9 protein-coding genes are annotated in these 15,543 nt (G+C 57.1%); 7 read left to right on the forward strand and 2 right to left on the reverse strand.

All coding sequences use genetic code 11. The annotated features are described in order from the left end of the window. Positions 1-113: 113 nt before the first annotated feature. Positions 114-2,144 (forward strand): glycoside hydrolase family 172 protein, encoded by a 2,031-nt coding sequence (locus ABIQ96_RS21885; RefSeq protein ID WP_348216773.1) that lies wholly within the window; start codon positions 114-116, stop codon positions 2,142-2,144. An 11-nt stretch (positions 2,145-2,155) separates the two neighbouring features. Here ABIQ96_RS21885 and ABIQ96_RS21890 read toward each other — a convergent pair whose 3' ends face one another. Continuing rightward, positions 2,156-2,941 (reverse strand): SDR family oxidoreductase, encoded by a 786-nt coding sequence (locus ABIQ96_RS21890; protein WP_348216774.1) that lies wholly within the window; start codon positions 2,939-2,941, stop codon positions 2,156-2,158. A gap of 327 nt (positions 2,942-3,268) precedes the next feature. On the opposite strand from ABIQ96_RS21890, the gene ABIQ96_RS21895 reads away from it, so the two are divergent. The 5 genes from ABIQ96_RS21895 to ABIQ96_RS21915 all read left to right on the forward strand — a co-directional run bounded on the left by ABIQ96_RS21895 (position 3,269) and on the right by ABIQ96_RS21915 (position 13,727). Beyond that, on the forward strand, positions 3,269-5,155 hold the full coding sequence (locus ABIQ96_RS21895; RefSeq protein ID WP_348216775.1) for a GDSL-type esterase/lipase family protein: 1,887 nt from the start codon (positions 3,269-3,271) through the stop codon (positions 5,153-5,155). 106 nt (positions 5,156-5,261) lie between these two features. After that, a complete protein-coding gene (locus tag ABIQ96_RS21900) occupies positions 5,262-7,382 on the forward strand; it encodes a cellulase family glycosylhydrolase (protein ID WP_348216776.1) in 2,121 nt (706 codons plus the stop codon). Between the two features lie 307 nt (positions 7,383-7,689). After that, positions 7,690-9,786, forward strand: a complete 2,097-nt coding sequence (locus ABIQ96_RS21905; protein WP_348216777.1) for an SGNH/GDSL hydrolase family protein — start codon at positions 7,690-7,692, stop codon at positions 9,784-9,786. A gap of 46 nt (positions 9,787-9,832) precedes the next feature. Beyond that, positions 9,833-12,364, forward strand: a complete 2,532-nt coding sequence (locus tag ABIQ96_RS21910; RefSeq protein ID WP_348216778.1) for an Ig-like domain-containing protein — start codon at positions 9,833-9,835, stop codon at positions 12,362-12,364. 205 nt (positions 12,365-12,569) lie between these two features. Beyond that, positions 12,570-13,727 (forward strand): SGNH/GDSL hydrolase family protein, encoded by a 1,158-nt coding sequence (locus ABIQ96_RS21915; RefSeq protein WP_348216779.1) that lies wholly within the window; start codon positions 12,570-12,572, stop codon positions 13,725-13,727. A 5-nt stretch (positions 13,728-13,732) separates the two neighbouring features. Here ABIQ96_RS21915 and ABIQ96_RS21920 read toward each other — a convergent pair whose 3' ends face one another. Beyond that, the gene (locus tag ABIQ96_RS21920; RefSeq protein WP_348216780.1) at positions 13,733-14,932 is read right to left on the reverse strand and encodes an acyltransferase; all 1,200 of its coding nucleotides are present in this window, start codon (positions 14,930-14,932) and stop codon (positions 13,733-13,735) included. 246 nt (positions 14,933-15,178) lie between these two features. On the opposite strand from ABIQ96_RS21920, the gene ABIQ96_RS21925 reads away from it, so the two are divergent. Continuing rightward, on the forward strand, positions 15,179-15,541 hold the full coding sequence (locus ABIQ96_RS21925) for a hypothetical protein (protein ID WP_348216781.1): 363 nt from the start codon (positions 15,179-15,181) through the stop codon (positions 15,539-15,541). The last annotated feature ends 2 nt before the right edge of the window (positions 15,542-15,543 follow it).

The following is a 15,543-nucleotide window of genomic DNA, read 5'->3' on the forward strand; positions in this document are numbered from 1 at the left end:
CGTCAAATGCATTCATCCCCTGACAGGTTGCTCGATCTGGCATGGCAGGATTGTTCACAAGTTTCGCATATGCTGTTTACTCCGGACAACGTGATTAAAGAGTCTTCACCAAAATGAAACCCATTCTGAAATTCTCCTCCGCGCTAGCGTTCGCCGTGCTTCCGTTGCAGGCCGCGCCACCGGTGACACTGGAGTCGCTCCTTGCCGAGATGACGGATTTCGAATCGGTGGCGCGATGGCCGGAGCCGGAATTCACCTGCCTTCAGGCGAGCAGTTACGACCGCCGCACCGTCGCTCCCGATCAGCCGGGCTGGTTTGCCAACGATGATCACACGCAATATATCCGCACCGAAGAAACCGCAGGACGCCGGGAAAATGTCATGATGGAGGACGATGGCCCGGGTTGCATCGTGCGGCTCTGGGTGACGACGATTAAAAACAAGAAGGGCGTGCTGCGTGTTTACCTGGATGAAAATCCGGAGCCCGCACTGTTTTTTCCTGCTTTCGACTTGCTGGCAGGTGATTTGAAATTGGGCGAATCGCTAGCCATCCCCCATCCCGGCTACAGCGCCACGGACAACGGTGGAAACACCCTGATGCTGCCGATCCCCTACGCGAAGCATTGCAAGGTCACTTGGGAGGAACAAGGCGAAGGCCCGCGCTACTATCAGATCAATTTCCGAAAATACGCAGCGGGAACGAACGTGGAAACATTCACCACCGCTTCGTTTGAAGCGGCGGGTCCTTCCATCCAGCGCACTAACAAGGTATTATCTGCCCCACCGTCCTCCAAGCTTGCGGCTTCATTTTCCAAATCCACGACGATTCCGGCTGGCGGCGAGGTGCCGCTGGATCTGCCCGCGGGGCCCGCCGCGGTGAAGATGATGGAGCTTCGTTTGGAGCCTAATGATGCGGCTGCGCTTCGCTCGTTGATCGTGCTTATCCAGTTCGACGGAAAGGAAACGGTGTGGTGTCCTGCCAGTGATTTCTTCGGTAGCGGAGCCGGTCTCAATGAATTGAAGAGCTGGTATCGCAGCGTCCTGACCAACGGCACGATGACCTGTCGCTGGACCATGCCGTATGCGAAAACAGGGCGCATCACGCTTTTCAATGCCGGCAAGCACCCCGTGAAAGTCCAACTCCAATGCCAGACCGGATCCTGGAAATGGGATGACCGTTCGATGTATTTCCACTCCGCCTGGCATTATGAAAGCAATCTAACTACACCACCGTCGAGGGACTGGAATTTTATCCGCCTCGCTGGACGCGGGGTCTACGTCGGCGACACGCTCTCGCTCTTCAATCCGGTGGCGACGTGGTATGGCGAGGGCGACGAGAAGATCCGCGTGGACGGAGAAGCAGTCCCCTCGCACCTCGGCACCGGGACAGAGGACTATTACGGCTATTCCTTCGCACCGCGAGGAATCATGCAGACTCCGTTTTCAAATCAGACCCGCATCGATCAGGAAATGACTCAGGGCCACAACGTCCTGACCCGCACCCGCAATCTCGATGGCATCCCATTCCGCAAGTCGCTCGATTTCGACATCGAGCTCATTTCATGGAAACCGACCCGCCTGACTTATGCGGCGACCACGCATTGGTATGCGTTTCCCGGCGGTTCGTCGAACCGTGTTCACGAATTGGAAAACGCGACCGCACCCATCCCCACGCTGGCCGAAGCGCAAGCTCCGACAGCGCCATTTCCCGGCGCCATTGATGCCGAACTGCTCAAGGTCGCGGCAAGCACCCTTGGCATCGAGGTAAAACCGCAGGACATGGAGCCGTTCGGAGGCGTGCGCTGGAGCCGTGGCGCTCAGTTGTTAGCAAAGGCTGGGAAGGTTGGAGATTTCACGGAATTGGAAATCCCCGCTCCGGATAGTGCGTCCCACAAATTATTCCTGATCGCGACCCAAGCTCCCGACTACGGCATCCTGAAATTCATCGTGAACGACCAACCTGTGACAGCGAAGTTTGATGGATACGCTGGAGATGTCAGGCCTGCGGAAAAAATGCTGTTGGGAACCTTCAAGCCACAGAACGGCCGAATCAAACTTCGCATCGAAGTCTCCGCGGCGAATCCGGCAGCCGTCGGAGCGAAGTTCTATTTCGGTATCGATTATTTGCTACTCGAAAGACCCTGAGGTCCGGAAATCTATTTCGCAGCGGGTGGCGACTTCATCGGCCGGATTGTTAGGTCGATGATTTCCGCATTGCGCGGCAGGCCGAGGGTGTGGACGAGAGTGGCAGCGACATCGGCGGGCTGGATGAAATAGGCGGGATCGTAGGGTTTACCCTCCTGTTTGCAGATGGCTTCCTGCATGGGAGTGGCGGTGCGACCGAGGAAAACGCTGAGGACGCGGACACCGCGGGGATTGATTTCCTGACGCAGGCTGTCGGCCACGGCTTTGAGCGCGTGCTTGGTGGCGGCGTATTGACTGACACCCGCGCCGGCATTCAGTCCGGCGGTGGAGTTGATGAAAACGATCTGGCCCTGATGCTCGATCAGCTTCGGCAAGAGTAGCTGCGTGAGGGCGTAGGGAGCACGGACATTGCAACGGTATTGCAAGTCGAACTCGGCGAGTGGCGCTGTTTCTAATTTCCCCATCGCGAAAACACCCGCGCTGTGGACGAGGACATCGACATGGCCGAAGTCGGCAATGACCTGCTTCGTGAAGCGTGCCAGTTCGGCGTCGTCGGTGAGGTCGGCTTCGTAGCAGCGGACTTTCCCGGGGCCGTCGGGTGCGATTTGTTGCAGCACGCCGAGATCGCGGCCGACGAGGGCGAGCGACGCTCCCTGCTGTGCAAGCGCGAGTGCAATTGCCTTGCCCACCCCGCTGCTGGCACCGGTGACGACCGCCACTTGGTTTGCTTCAAAAATCATCAAATTCACGGTGGCGAAGTCTCGATACGGGGTCAACGCATAATCCGCGGAGGCCATGCGGTTTGCACGAATACCCTGCAAAAAAGCCATTTCACGACATCGAGCAGTTCTCTTTGAGATCTCTCTATTCCGTTGACCTGCGGCGTGTTCGGGCAATGCAGCGAGGCGGGGCATGGCATCTGCGACTTAAGCCATGGAGTCCAACCGCCCCCGATGGAACTCACAAGATCACATCTATCTGTTATGAAAGCAATATCCCAACCTCCCCAAGATGCAACTCGCTGCAAGTCCGAAGCCCCTCAGCACACCGGGTTTCTAACATTATTGATCGCGTCGCTATTTCTGATGATGTGTCCCGCTGGCGCACAAACCCCACTCAAGGTAATGCCATTGGGCGACTCGATCACTTACGGCTTTAATGGAATCAATTATCCCAACGGAAGTCCTCCGGGGGGATATCGAAAACAGCTCGGGATCCGGCTCGCAGGTGCTGGAATCAGCTACGATTTCGTGGGCAACAGCAACTTGAATCCAGCTCCCGGCATCGATCCGGATCACAATGGCTATCCGGGCATCCGTACCGATCAGGCGCTATCAGCTCTATCCGGATGGCTTGCGGTCAATCCCGATGTGGTGCTCGTGCACCTCGGCACGAACGACATGATCCAACATGTGGCGATCGGCACCGCCATCGGCAATCTCAGCCAAATCATCCAGCAAATCACCGTCAATTCTCCTAACCGGAAACTCTATGTCGCCACGATCATCCCGATCATCGACACCCGCGACGGTCACACCCCGGCGGAATGGAAAGTCATCATCGACGCCTATAACGACCAAGTGCGCTCACTCGTTGCGCAATACGCGAATCAAGGTCGCAAGGTCTTCCTCACAGATATGAGTGCGGGCTTGGTTTATACCTTTTCGGATCCATCCAAGAATTTTTTCCAACCCGGTGACGGCACCCACCCAGGGCAGGCCGGATACAATCAAATGGGTGATTTCTGGTTCGGTGCCATCGGCGGCGGAACCAATCCGCCTCCTGCCACAGGGCCGCAGGTTCTCACCAACGGCAGCTTCGAGTCCGACTTCGCGGGTTGGAGCGGCTCCGGGAACAAGATGATCCAGTCGTCCGGTGCCTATACGGCCACCGACGGTATTCGATTGGTCGCCTTCAACGCAGGCAACTCCGCACCTAACGGTATTCTCGCCCAGACATTTTCGACGACTCCAGGAGTTACTTATGCCCTCTCCTTCGATGCAGGAGTGCTGGCTTACACTAACAGCGAGCAGCGACTTCAGGTTGCCGTCACGGGATCCGGCTCGTTGCTCCTGCAGACGGTCTCTGTTTCGGGATCGGGAAATGGAACGCGCTGGGTTCGACAGAATTTCAGCTTCGTGGCCAACAGCAGCGCCACCACCCTGACCTTTCGCGACATGTCCACAACGACCAACGCCCTTGATCTGCTGCTCGACAATGTCCGAGTCACGGGAAATGGCGGAGGAGGCGGCGGCACTTCCAATACGGCGCCGACTGCGGCCCCCGACACTCATTCCACCAACAAAAACACAGCGCTGGTGGTTCCAGCAAACGGCGTGCTCGCCAACGATTCGGATGCGCAATCTCAACCCCTCACAGCTGTTCTCAGATCGAATCCCTCCAACGGGAGCGTTTCGTTGAGCAGCAACGGCGGATTTACCTATAACCCGGCAAACAATTTCACGGGAACCGATTCCTTTACCTATCATGCCCACGATGGAAGTCTCAGTTCCAATGTCGTTGCGGTGACTATCAACGTCAACGCAACATCCGGTGGATCAACCGCTCTGGTCAACGGTAGCTTTGAGTCCGGTTTCAACAACTGGACGATCTCGGGAAACCAGGAACTCAAATCCGCGGCTCCCTATCTCGCGACCAATGGATCCAAACTTGTAGCTTTCAACGGCGGAAATCTCGCGCCTAACGCAACGCTCGCCCAGTCGTTTCCAACCACTGCGGGGAGTCGCTACACGCTGACGTTTGATGCCGGTGTTTTCTCCTACAATACGAATTCACAGACCCTTCAGGTAGCGATCACCGGCTCTGGCAGTTTGCTTTCCGGCTCCGTGACACTTTATGGATCCGGCAACGGGACAAATCGCTGGCTGCCTCAAAGTTTCACTTTTGTTGCAAACAGTTCGACCTCCATACTCACCTTCCGCGATATCTCCAGCTCAAGCAACTCACTTGATCTCCTGCTCGATAACGTCGCGGTGATTTCCACTCCTTAAGCCAGTGATATCCGATCCACGAAAGCGGCGATCGTCAACTTGATTCCACCTAACCGACAAGCATCATCATTTCTTCCCCTCGGATCTGATCCAACGAGCGTGAAGCATGAAAAATCCATCCAGGTCAAATACCAATCTCCACCGCACACTTCTCGTGGCCGCGCTGTTCCTGATCGTGTCAGGAGCGCGGTCCATAGCGCAGGATCCGATCCGCCTGCACCCGGACAGCCCGCGGTATTTCAATTTCCATCAAAAGCCGGTCGTCTTGGTAGGTTCTTCCGAGCATTATGGGGCTCTGATCAATCTTGATTTCGACTACATTCCTTATCTCGACGAGGTGCGCAGCCGGGGTTTGAATTTGATCCGCATCTTCAGCGGAACTTACCGGGAAGCGACGGGCTCATTCGGGATCCAGGACAACACGCTGGCACCACCCACCGCGCGATTCATTGCGCCATGGAAACGGACTGCCACTGCGGGAGCGGCTGATGGAGGAACCAAGTTTGACCTGAGCCAGTGGGATCCCGCTTATTTCAATCGTTTGCGCAGTCTCGTCAGTGAAGCAGGAAGCCGGGGCATCATCGTTGAGCTGACATTCTACAGTGCGATCTATGATGACAACCTGTGGAAGCTTTCCCCGATGAACAGTGCCAACCACATCAACGGTGTCGGATCCGGCGGCAGGATCAATTGTTACAGCTCCACCAGCGACCTGCTTGCCTATCAGAAAAGTCTGGTCCGCAAATGCGCCACCGAGCTGAACGCATACGACAATGTGATTTATGAAACCTGTAACGAGCCTTACAACGGCAGCGTGTCGTCAGCATGGGAAAATCAAATCATCGACGAACTCACCGCGACCGAGGCGTCCTTGCCGGTCCGGCATTTGATCGCCAGAAATGTCGCCAACTATCAGGGTGTTATCTCGAATCCCCATCCCGCGGTTTCGATTCTCAATTTCCACTACGCTTATCCAGAAGCCGCGTCGCAGAATCAAGGATTGAACCGGGCCATCGGTGATGATGAAACCGGATTCGCCGGGCAAACGGATTTTCCTTATCGTCGCGAGGCGTGGGAATTCATGATGTCGGGAGGCGCGCTTTTCGATCATCTCGATTTTTCGTTCACCACCGCTCGTGAGGATGGAATGGCCTTGCAATCGGCTCCGGGCGGCGGCGGTCCTGCGATCCGACGCCAGCTCGGCGTGTTGCGCCGATTTATGGAAAATCTGCCGCTGGTGCAAATCGCGCCACAGCCGGATCTGGTTGCTGGCGGAATTCCATCCGGCGGCGCGGCGCGGGCCATCGGATTGCCTGGAAAAAAATACGGCGTTTACCTGAGAGGCGGGAGCCAGGCCAATCTGATCTTAAATCTTCCCGCCGCAACCTATCAGGGAGATTGGATCGATACCAAGACCGGCGCGGTGGCCGGATCGATCGCCGCGTTCAGCCACGCCGGAGGCCAACGGACGCTCGCATCTCCGATCTATCAGGAAGACATCGCCCTACGCCTGACCGGAGAAGCCCCACCCGCACCCGGTCCCCAGTTGGCGGTTAACGGAAGCTTCGAGTTGAACTACACGGCATGGAATGCGAGCGGCAACCAAGCGATCCTCACCGGCGGGACAGACGGAACGAAGGCCTTGGTTTTCAACGGCGCAAATCAAGTCCATACCGGAGTGGTATCACAAACAGTCCCGACCCGGTCGGGCGTAACCTACACGCTAGCATTCGACGTCGGTGTTCTGTCCTACAATACCAACCAACAACAACTTCAAATCACGGTGACAGGCAACGGCACCTTGCTGTCGCACCAAATTGTCATCACCGGCCTCGGAAACGGAACCGTCCGCTGGGTGCCACAGGTATTCACGTTCGTCGCGGACAGTGATTCCACACTGCTTACTTTCAAGGATAGATCGACTACGACACAGTCGATCGACCTCCTGCTCGATCACGTGCGGGTTTATGCGCCACCGACCGACAACGGCCTGCCTCCGGAAACGACGGTGCTTGGACCTGCGACGTTGTTGGGAATTCCGGGATCAATTGTCGTCCAAATCGCTGCCACTCAACCGGGAACGTATTTTCTCCAACGCTCGGTCGATTTGATCACTTGGGAAACGGTCGGCGAAATCACTATCACCCAAGCCGGGACGATCGATTTCCCTCACTCCGAATCGCAGCCAAACGCGATGAGCTTCTATCGAATCGGGCTCCGGCAGTAGCATGGCTGCGGGAGAAATGACTTGCTCGCGACGGTGGGATTGCTATGTCTCTTGTGATACAATGGCGTGATCCGGCGTCCTGATATTGAAGGTCAATCAGCCTTGATTTCCCACTCATACATTCCCCTTTTGCCCGCCGCCGCCATACCCCTCCCGCTTTGTTGACTGAGCTCCCTCCACTCTCCCGTTGCACGGGTTTCCTTCCGCCGTCCCATCCCCCCATCGTTGCATGAAGACCCTCTTCCGGTTTACGGATGACGTTGTTCGCATGTTTATGTGCTTGGTTTTTCTCAGCCAAATCACAGCGATGGTCGCCGCCCAATCCCCCGAGGCGAAAATCATGGCTCTGGGTGATTCGATCACGAGAGGGACCAACGATATCAATTATCCCAACGGCAGCATTCCCGGTGGTTACCGGAAGGAGCTGGGAATCCGCCTCGGCAATGGCGGATTCGCTTACGACTTTGTCGGCAGCAGCATCCAGAATGCCGCGGCAGGAATGGACCCGGACCATGAAGGTCACGACGGCTACCGCACCGACACCCTTCTCGCGAACCTTCCGACATGGCTGGCGGTCAATCCGGATGTCGTTCTGCTCCACGCTGGAACCAACGATATTCTGGAAAATATTTCCGTGAGCACCGCAGCCGGCAACCTCGGCCTGATCATCGATGCGGTCACCGCCAACGCCCCGAACCGCAGGCTCTACGTCGCAACCATCGTCCCGATCACCCAGGCGTGGCCGCCACAGACGCAAACGTATTCGGCGGCCTATCTGAATGGAAACGTGAATGCCTACAACGTCCAGGTGCGCAATTTGGTGACCCAATATGCGAATCAGGGACGCAAGGTCTTCCTGGTGGAAATGAACGGCAGCCTCGTTTACACCGATCCCGTTCCTGCCAACAATTTCTATCAGACCGGTGACGGAATCCACCCCGGACAAGCGGGCTACAATCAAATGGCAACGGTCTGGTTCAACTCCATCACAGCCACCGGATCGTTGTTCCTTCCTCCGCCAACAGGAGTTCCAGCGGCTCCCTCCTCGCTCACCGCCACGGTCATTTCCGGAACGCAGATCAATTTGAGCTGGCTGGACAACTCGGGCGATGAAACGGGATTTTCGGTATATCGCAAAACCGGCAGCGGCGGAACTTGGCAGCAGATCGCCACCGTTGGCGCGAATGCCACGATTTCAGGCATCTCTGGATTATTGACCGGGGCGAATTCTTATTTCTTCGCGGTCCGGGCAATAAACGCCAGCGGAGATTCCGCATGGTCGAATGTCTCCTCGTCTGTTCCCATCAACGTGGCGCTGAACAAGCCTGCTTCCGCTTCGTCGATTTACAGCGGAGCGACGGTCGCCTCCAACGCGAACAACGGAAATCTAACTACATTCTGGTCCGCTACCCTCACCGATCCCGCGGCGTCCTGGGCGGTTGATCTAACGAACGTTTTCCGGATTTCACGCTTGGAAGTCACCACCCGCCAGGACGCTGATCAGCCGGTGACCCGGAAAAACTTCGAAGTTCGGGCTTCGAACGATTCGGCATTTGCCACCTACACCGTGCTGGCCACACAAGGCGAACCGCCTTTGTCCCATGCCTCGACGCTGGCGGCGGATATCAATCCCATTACTCCCTTCCGCTATGTGAAGGTGGCTAAAACCGACGGCGGCTACTTCTCCTTTACGGAAATCAGAATCTTCGGATCGGTCCCGCCAGCTGTGCCGACAGCGCCCAGCAATCTGGTGGTCACACAAACCACCGGGCACGACATCACTCTCGGCTGGGCGGATAATTCGACGGGAGAAACCGCTTTCAAGCTGGAACGAAAAGCCGGAGCCGGCGGGACATTTGCCGAAATCGCCATCGCACCCGCCAATACAACCAGCTTCATCGACGCGGGGCTGGCCCCGGCCACGGGCTATATCTACCGACTGCGCGCCACCAACGGCGTTGACAATTCCGGTTACGCCGAAGAAGTCGGTGCGGCCACGAACCCGCTCACCGGCTACGAAGCCTGGGCCGTGAATTATCCACAGTTTGTCTCGCTGCCTGCCGGCGACCAGCTTCCCACGGCGGATCCCAATGGGGATGGAATCAACAATCTTCTCGCCTATGCCTTCGCCCTCGATCCGCTGTCCCCGTTGGCATCCGGCTCGCTTCCGGTGGTGACCACAAACCCGGCTCCATCATTTCGATTCCGCCGCAGCACGACGTCGGGGCTGACTTATGAGCTGCTCGTTTCGACCAATTTGTCGGGGGAAAATTGGCAGGTCGCGAGTCAGGAAGGTGCCACGGTTGAAGCCATCCCAGGTGATCCTTCGGCGGAGCTCGTCACCATCCCGCTGGAGGCAGGTGCTGAGCGGAAATTCGCCCGTCTGAGGGTAATTCAGAATTAACGCCCGCATTCCAAAATCTTCATGCAAAACGCACTCTCCTCACACAATGCACGATCAACCCGGTAACATGGACCGGTCCGCCGTTTCCCTCCATCCGCTGACCGCAAGCGGATTACGACTCAAGCAAGTTCCCGGCACGGCGCCTGCGAAAGAGGTAGCGGATTCCTTACCGATGCGCATTCCTCCCACACGACCGATTTCCCGGCTAAAAGCCCTGTTAGCGGCTGCGGCTTGGATCGTGACCGGGGCCACGGCACCCGCAGCGGACGCGGTCCGCCTGCATCCTGGAAACGGGCATTATTTTCTCTTTCGCGAACGCCCCACGGTGTTGGTGGGATCCAGCGAACACTACGGAGTGTTGATCAATCTCGATTTCGACTACGTCCGTTATCTGGAGGAAACGAGAACCTGCGGATTGAATTTCGTGAGGGTGTTCACCGGTGCGTATCGCGAGACCACCGGTTCGTTCAACATCCCGGAAAACACGCTGTCTCCACTGCCCGGGCGCTCGGTGGCTCCGTGGAAACGGACGGGGCAGCCCGGTGCCGCTGACGGAGGAAACAAATTCGACCTCAACCAATGGGATCCGACTTACTTCTTCCGTCTGCGGGAATTCGTCGGCGCGGCGTCGAAGCGCGGCGTGGTGGTGGAACTGACTTTTTTCAGCGCGATTTATGACGACACCCTGTGGAATTTATCACCATTGAACGCCGCCAATCACGTCAATGGCGTGGGTGCCGGCGGCCGCGCTAACAGCTTCAGCGCAACCGGCGATCTTGTGCCGTTTCAAAAGGCCCTCGCCCGGAAATGCGCCACCGAGCTGCGTGATTTTGACAATGTCATTTACGAAATCTGCAACGAACCCTACGAACAGAACATCACCCAGGCTTGGCAAAATCTGATCATCGACGAGTTGGTCGCCACCGAAGCGGAATTCCCCCTCCACCATCTCATCGCGCAGGGAGTTTATAATTATCAAGGGGTTGTCTCCAGTCCCAACCCTGCTGTTTCCCTATTCAATTTCCATTATGCTTCGCCGACTGCCGCGTCGCAAAACTTCGGGCTGAACCGCGCACTCGGAGATGACGAGACGGGCAACAACGGACGGGAGGATTTCACGTATCGCCGCGAGGCATGGGAGTTCATGCTCTCCGGCGGCGGGCTGTTCAATCACCTCGATTTTTCCTTCACCACGACACGCGAGGATGGCATCGCCTCGCAAGCGGCTCCCGGTGGCGGCGGCCCGGCGATTCGCCGCCAATTCGGCATCCTGCGATGGTTCCTCGAGGAAATGCCGCTGGTCAATCTCACGCCGCAGCCCGGATTCGTCGCAAGTGGTGTTCCGACAGGTGGCTCGGCCAAGGCAATGGGGGTGCCGGGCACGGCTTACGGACTTTACCTGCGTGGCGGCACGCAGGCCAATCTGGTGGTCAATCTTCCCGCCGGAACCTATCGGGGCCAGTGGATCGATCCGCGCTCCGGCTTGGTTTCCGGGGCAGTTGCGGAGTTCGTCCACGCGGGCGGAACACGCAGCCTCGCCTCTCCAAACTACAGCGAGGACATCGCCCTGCGTTTGTCCGGTGGCGGCCTTCCAGCGCCGGAAGTCAGGCTAACCACACCATCGTATAACAGCATCATTGCCTCAGGAACCACCGCCACTGTCCTCACGGCGGATGCCTCGACGAGCGGCGGAACCGTGCAGGGCGTGGAATTTCTGGATGGGGAAAAATCCTTGGGCAGCGTCTCAACGGCTCCCTATCAGCTCACCCTTACCGACTTGGCGGAAGGCCAGCACGTTTTCCGGGCGAAGGTCATCACCACCGACGGACGAACGTCGCTTTCGCCTCCGATCAAGGCATGCGTCGAGGGAGCCTTCCACTGCGGAATCAACCTGAATGGAGGTGCGTTGATCGTGGACGGACAATCGTGGCAATCGCAATCCGCCGCCGTTTCGGCAGGCTTAACGGTAGCTAACAGCAATCCTGTTAATGGAGGTGGGGGCATCAATTTTTACCCCGCACCCGACGCGTCCACCAGCATCGTGCTGGGGGCCCATCTGCTGCGTGCGAGCGCGACGGGCAACATCGAGCTTGGTCTGGGCTATCCGCTGGTCAACGGCTATTATGATGTTTTCCTGTTCGTCGCTGAGGATCAGACAAGTTATTCGCGGGACATGCGGGTATCGATCGAAAACCTAACAGCAGCTCGCGGCATTGGCGATCAAGCCAAGGGTGAATGGTTGAAATACGGTCCTTACCGGACGAAAGTGGAGGATGGGACGCTCAACATCGGATTGCAGCAGGAATCCAAAGGAGTTCCGAAAATCTCCGGTTTCGCCGTCTATCAGGCCAGCGGTCCGCCAGCAGCCGCGGATGTAAGGATGACCCTCGCGAAGACTGGAGACGTGGTTTGCCTGACTTATCCAGCGGGCCTGACGACGGCGAAGATTGAGGCCTCCGACACCCTGACGGGAGGATGGCAGGAACTCACCGCGCCGGTTTCCAATTTCACGGATCAAGATGTGGTCCCTGTCGCCATCGACCGGCCATCACGTTTTTTCCGCCTGCGAATGGACTGACTTGCAGAGATCGGAGCGAGAGCGCGGATCATGCGTTCTGCACGCGTTTCATGCACTAGGGCAGCTGATGATGGTCTGCGACCCGCTTCGCGATTTCCGCTTTCCATTCAGGTTCATCAAGTTGAGTTGCCGGGTCTGCCGTCGGCATGCCCCATGCAAAGAAGGTTTCAGATTCTCCCCCCGATGGAATCCTACCCGATTGGCGATGAAAACAAGCTCCTGCATTTACTGCTACCTGATGACCGTCGCAATTCTGGTGGTCTCGCCGGTGGGCATGGGACAAACCGCGAAGATCATGCCGCTGGGGGATTCCATCACGCGTGGAACCAATGACATCAATTATCCTAACGGCAGTATTCCCGGAGGTTACCGCAGAGGGTTGGGAGAACGACTGGCTGCAGCCGGACACCGTTATGATTTCGTCGGCAACAATACCGATAACGCTTACCCCGGCATGGATCCGGATCACAACGGCAACAACGGTTTCCGCACCGACCAAATGCTTGCGGGCTTGTCCGGTTGGCTCGCGGTCGATCCCGATACCGTCCTTCTCCATGCTGGCTCCAACGACATTCTCCAGAACGTCCCGGTCGCGACCGCCATCAACAATCTCAGCTCGTTGATCACTACCATCACCAGCGACACCGCACGCAGGCTGTATGTGGCGACCATCATTCCGATCACCCAGGACTGGCAGGGCCGGACGGCTGCGTATCTCAACGGAAATGCCAATACCTACAACGCCCAGGTAAGAACTCTTGTGCAGCAGTATGCGAATCAAGGACGCAACGTTTTTCTGGTGGAAATGAACGGCAGCATCGTGCTGACCAATCCGAATCCGGCTTTGAATTTCTATCAACCCGGCGACGGCATTCACCCCGGACAGGCAGGTTATAACCAAATGGGCGCGATCTGGTTCAACGCAATCACATCCACAGGCTCGCTCCTGCCTGATGCGTATCTATCATGGTCGTCAAATTATCCTGCGTTCACGGCGCTGCCCGCTGGAGATCAGTTGCCATCCGCAGATCCCAACCACGACGGTTTGAGCAATCTTCTCGCCTTTGCCTTCAATGTCGATCCGCTTGGAAACCTGCCTGCGAGCGCCCGCCCCGCGTTGAGTGTTGACTCAAACCCCGCGAATCCCTCTTCGTTTTTCCAGTTCCGCCGCAGCAAGATCGCGGATGTGAATTTCGAGATTCTCGTTTCATCCGATCTATCCCCGAACAACTGGCAGATCCAAAACCAGTCAGGTGCGATGGTCACGTCGATCAACGGAGACACAGACACGGAACTTGTCACCGTGCCACTCGGAGCTGGCGGCACCCGGAAATTCGCCAGACTGCGGGTGACACGGAATTGAAAGTCTCAATTTTCAGCAGTCGCCTGGGGTTGGATGGCTGGGGTGCCGCGGCGGCCGACCTTTTTCCCAAGCGCCATTCCGGGCATTTCCACCAGCAGGTGCATCACTTGGGCCATCACCAGAATGACAGGAAGACCTATCACCAACATCACCGTAGCCGCCTGAACGGAGGAGATTGCGGGGAACTGCCGGACGACGAGATAGAGAATCCCGAAAATGACCGGCCAGTGAACGAGGTAGAGCGGAAAGGAAATTTTTCCCAAGCGTTGGAGCAACGGTGCTAACAAAACCTTGCGCAATACGGCAAGCGCTCTTGCGAAAGGATCCGTGCCGCGGGCGAGAATGCAGCCGAATCCGAGGCCCCACAGCACGAGTGCGACGGCATGCCATTGGAGCAGGATGCCAACGGCGATGACGATGGTGATCGCGAGGTTGCGGATTTTACCGCTCTTTTCGTCGCCACCGAAGCAGGCGTAAAAATGGTAGCTGCCGATACCTAACAAGAACAGCGGAAGATGCGCCGGGAAGAAGGCGAGCTGCGGGTTCTGCCAGATTTTCGAGAAGTGCATGCCGAGAAACGCGACTGCCGTTAGAGCAAGCATTCCGCTCGCCGATCTCACCATCCGCGCCACGAACGGAGCGACGAGGTAATACTGCCACTCGAGGGTGATGCTCCACGCCGGAGTGAGCAGCGTGCCGGTCGCATTCTTCAGGAAGCTCTCGGGCAGCAATCCGTTGAGAAGGGTCAGATGCCAGAAGACATGGGTGCCGAACGCCGTGGACTCGCTAAAAAGCAGGTCCTTGATCCATACGAAATAAATCGTGTCGCGCCAGACCACGGTGGACATGATGAATGGGATCAACCTGCTGGCCGCGATGCTCAAAACAAGGCAGCAAAGATAGACCGGATAGATTCTGAAGACGCGGCCGGTCATGAAGCTTCCATACGATTGCCGGCGCTTGTGAAGCAGGAAGGAAATCGCGAATCCGCTGAGGATGATGAACGTATCGACTGCGGCGGATGCTTCGATGAACCCCATGAACGCCGGCTGCAACCGCGAGAAAGGCCGGGGAATATTCGTCTCCATGAAACCACAGATCGAAAAGATGTGTGCGACAGCGACCCACAGGGCCAGCAGGCCACGGAGGCCGTCCAGCTCGTCCACACGGCCGGGTTGTCGTTGTTGAGCGGGGGGAGTGTCCATACAAGATGGCTTGCAGCAACGATCTGCCGCAGATGACAGAAACCCAGCATTTTTCGGGGTCTGTTGAAAAGCATAAAATCCCCGGCGCGCGAGTCCAATACCGGCCAATTTTGTGAGAAAATCACGCTCTTACGCGATCACGTAATGCCTTTCTACGGATTCCATGACATAACAGCCGAGGAAAGTGATTTTCGCGTCACTAACCGATCCCCCCGCCCGGTCCATCCCGGGGCTCCCCCCTGCGTCATGTTTTCCGTTTCGATTCCATTCCCCGGCATTTTCCGATTGATCTTCGGCACTCGTGCGAGCGCCCGATTTTCAAAAATTCCGGCAATGCACAACGCTGCAATCGAGTCGCCAAGCGGTTTGGAAGGCACCTCATACCCGGGGCAGAGGGGTAAAAATGGCTTGACCGCGGGAACGGTTTTATCATTCCCTGACGGCGTTTGGATGCTCTCCGCATCAAACTTCCCCCCGATCCCCCTATGTTCCCGCGTGGAAAATTTCCCGCCTTTCCCGGTTTTCCGCCTGACGGCTTTGTCTCGGCAGTCTTCCCTCCCGCAATATAAACTTTTGCGTGATTTTGGCACGCTTCCCGCAGTTTTCTAAAA

This window comes from Luteolibacter sp. (assembly GCF_039920825.1).
Taxonomy (GTDB): Bacteria; Verrucomicrobiota; Verrucomicrobiia; order Verrucomicrobiales; family Akkermansiaceae; genus Luteolibacter.

Excerpts from the sequence above, each read along its gene's own strand:
- ABIQ96_RS21885 (WP_348216773.1), top strand. The coding sequence starts at position 114 with ATGAAACCCATTCTGAAATTCTCCTCCGCGCTAGCGTTCGCCGTGCTT.
- ABIQ96_RS21900 (WP_348216776.1), top strand. The coding sequence starts at position 5,262 with ATGAAAAATCCATCCAGGTCAAATACCAATCTCCACCGCACACTTCTC.
- ABIQ96_RS21905 (WP_348216777.1), top strand. The coding sequence starts at position 7,690 with ATGGTCGCCGCCCAATCCCCCGAGGCGAAAATCATGGCTCTGGGTGAT.
- ABIQ96_RS21920 (WP_348216780.1), bottom strand. The coding sequence starts at position 14,932 with ATGGACACTCCCCCCGCTCAACAACGACAACCCGGCCGTGTGGACGAG.
- ABIQ96_RS21895 (WP_348216775.1), top strand. The coding sequence starts at position 3,269 with ATGCCATTGGGCGACTCGATCACTTACGGCTTTAATGGAATCAATTAT.
- ABIQ96_RS21890 (WP_348216774.1), bottom strand. The coding sequence starts at position 2,941 with ATGGCCTCCGCGGATTATGCGTTGACCCCGTATCGAGACTTCGCCACC.
- ABIQ96_RS21910 (WP_348216778.1), top strand. The coding sequence starts at position 9,833 with ATGCACGATCAACCCGGTAACATGGACCGGTCCGCCGTTTCCCTCCAT.
- ABIQ96_RS21915 (WP_348216779.1), top strand. The coding sequence starts at position 12,570 with ATGAAAACAAGCTCCTGCATTTACTGCTACCTGATGACCGTCGCAATT.
- ABIQ96_RS21925 (WP_348216781.1), top strand. The coding sequence starts at position 15,179 with ATGTTTTCCGTTTCGATTCCATTCCCCGGCATTTTCCGATTGATCTTC.